Source organism: Bradyrhizobium sp. (assembly GCF_019244115.1).
In the GTDB taxonomy this organism is placed as follows: Bacteria; Pseudomonadota; Alphaproteobacteria; order Rhizobiales; family Xanthobacteraceae; genus Bradyrhizobium.
In genome coordinates this window covers 1-2,587 of sequence record NZ_JAFATE010000844.1, presented here as the reverse complement: position 1 = coordinate 2,587, position 2,587 = coordinate 1, and the positions used below count along the sequence as shown (strand labels likewise).

General features: G+C 65.9%; 3 protein-coding genes. All 3 read right to left on the bottom strand.

Features of this window, described 5'->3' with window-relative positions; all coding sequences use genetic code 11:
• Positions 1-926, bottom strand: a 926-nt coding sequence (locus JOZ76_RS35780; RefSeq protein ID WP_291706086.1) for a xanthine dehydrogenase family protein molybdopterin-binding subunit, incomplete at its 3' end; no start/stop codon positions are given.
• Positions 923-1,411: a (2Fe-2S)-binding protein gene (locus JOZ76_RS35775; protein WP_291706085.1), complete on the bottom strand. Its 489-nt coding sequence runs from the start codon at positions 1,409-1,411 to the stop codon at positions 923-925. The genes JOZ76_RS35780 and JOZ76_RS35775, both read right to left, overlap by 4 nt.
• Positions 1,401-2,279 carry an FAD binding domain-containing protein gene (locus JOZ76_RS35770; protein ID WP_291706084.1) on the bottom strand — a complete coding sequence of 293 codons (879 nt, stop codon included), beginning with the start codon at positions 2,277-2,279 and terminating at the stop codon, positions 1,401-1,403. The genes JOZ76_RS35775 and JOZ76_RS35770 overlap by 11 nt, the downstream gene beginning before the upstream one ends.
• Positions 2,280-2,587 lie beyond the last annotated feature (308 nt).

Sequence of the window (2,587 nt, the reverse complement as noted above, 5' to 3'; positions counted from 1 at the left end):
CCCTCGCGGTCGAGCGCGATCTCGGCGTCGTGTATCTGGCCGCGCTCATGCGTGGTCGCAAAAAAATGTTCGAACCGATCTTCGATCCATTTGATCGGGCGATTGAGCCGCATCGCGATCCAGGGCAGCGTCACCTCTTCCGGATAGAACATCATGATCTTTGGCCCAAACCCGCCGCCGACGAACGGCGCGATCACGCGCACCTGCCGCTCGCCGAGGCCAAGGATCGCGGCGAGCCCGTTGCGCACGAAGACCGGCGCCTGGGTGGTGTCCCAGATCGTCATCTGCCGGCCGCGCGCATCCCATTGCGCGACCACGCCGCGGGTCTCGATCGGCGAGGAGATGCCGTGCTCATAGTGAAAGCGGCGTCTTAGCACGAGCGCGGCCTTGGCGGCGGCGCTGCGATAGTCGCCCTTGAACTGACGCGCATGAGAGGCGACATTGGTGCCGAGGTCATCATGCACCGGCGTCGTGCCAGTCTTGAGCGCGGCTTCGATATCGACGATGACGGGCAGAGCCTCGAGCTCCACCACAATATCCTCGAGCGCGTCTTCGGCAATGTAGCGGCTCTCCGCGATGACAACCGCCAGCGGCTCGCCGGCATGGCGGACCTTGTCTTTGGCGAGCGGCACCTGCGTGCGCGCATTGAAGATCAGCCCCGGGATCGGCGGTGCCGGGACGAGCAACGGCCCGGCCTGCCAGTAGGAGCCGAGATCGGCTGAAGTGTAGACCGCGATCACGCCGGGACGCTGCTGCGCCCTTGAGACATCGATACGCCCAATGCGCGCATGGGCCACCTGGCTGCGCAGGAAGGCCGCGTGCAGCATGTCCGGCAGCTCGACATCGTCGATGAACAGCGCCTGCCCGGTGAGCAGCCTGTTGTCCTCATTGCGCCTGACCGGCGCCCCGAAGTAGCGGGTGGTCATGGCGACGTCCGCACTGTCAGCGCGGCAGCCAGCACGGCGTCGACGATGTTCTGGTAGCCGGTGCAACGACAGAGATTGCCCGACAGCGCCTCGCGAACCTCGTGTTCCGATGGCGAGGGATGCTCTTTCAGAAATGCGGTCATCGTCATCAAAATGCCCGGGGTGCAATAGCCGCATTGCAGGCCATGATGGCTGTGCATCGCCTGCTGGATCGGATGCAGCCGCTCCGCATCGCCCGCAAGTCCTTCGATGGTCATAAGCTCACGCCCGTCGGCCTGCACCGCGAGCATCAGGCAGGAGCGCACGGGAGCGCCATCGACTAACACCGTGCAGGCGCCGCACACGCCGTGCTCGCATCCGACATGGGTGCCCGCAAGGCGCAGGTCATGGCGCAGGAAATCGCTGAGCAGCATCCGCGATTCGACACGGCCGCGATACGCCGCTCCGTTGACGGTGAGCGCGACGTCGTGCCGGTCAGGCTGCATGGCCGATCCGCTCATGCGCGGCCTTGAGCGCGCGGCCGACCAGCACGCCGGCGACATGGCGCTGGTAGGCGGCGCTGGCGTGAACACTGCCCGATGGCGTGACCGTCTCGCGCACGGCGGCGGCGACCTCCGCGATGGTCTTGTCGTTACAGGGCTGACCGAGGAGGCAAGCGGCGGCAGCGCCGGCGTCGACCGGCGTGTCGCCGACGCCGCACAGCGCAAGCCGCACGGTCGCGCAGCGCCGTTCCGCGTCGAGCGCGATCACGGCCGCGACGCCGGCCAGCGCAAAGTCGCCGCGGCGGCGCGCGATTTCCATGAAGCAGCTGCCGCTGCCCGGCGGCGGTGGCGGGAAGATGATCTCGGTCAGCATCTCGTCGGTCTGGACGGCCGTCGTGAGCAGGCCGACGAAGAATTCGGACGCCGACAGCTCGCGCTCCCCCCGTACCGACCTCACGCGCATGCGCGCCTGCATCGCGAGCGCCACCGCCGGCAGTTCGGAGGCGGGATCGGCATGGGACAGGTTGCCGCCGATCGTGCCGCGATTGCGGATCGCCGGATGGGCGATGTGCGGCAGCGCGTCGGCGAACAGCGGACAGGCTTTTATGAAATCGCCATCTCGCTCCAGCGCGCGATAGCGCGTCACCGCGCCGATCCGTATCTCGCTCCCGGGCGGTCGCGTCACTCCGGCGATCTCGGCCAGGCCGTTGATGTCGATCAGCACCGCCGGCCGTGCCAGTCGAAAGTTCATCGCCGGAATCAGGCTTTGACCACCAGCCAGGAAACGCGCATCCTCGCCATGCTCGGCCTTCAGCGAAAGGGCGTGTTCGACCGACGACGCCGCGATATATCTGAAGGGAGCAGGCTTCATGGGTGATCAATGCAGGTTCAGAGGACACATGTCCTGGATTCGCCGGGGGACAGGGACGAAAGTATCTGCCGCCGGCGTGCGCGAGTCAAAAGCTTGGGCGTGGATGAGGCGCCACAAGCGCATGGAAATGCGCCGAATTCCTGCTAATAATTCTCACCGAATGCGCAAACATTGGGCGCGCCGCGGATCGCAGCCTTTGTCACACTCGCGAAATGGCACTCTCGGAGCCAAATATTTCGATTGTCAACCCACCATCAGCGGGGCATTCCCCTGACGAAAGCGCGTCTCGTTCTCCTTCAGTCGGCAGC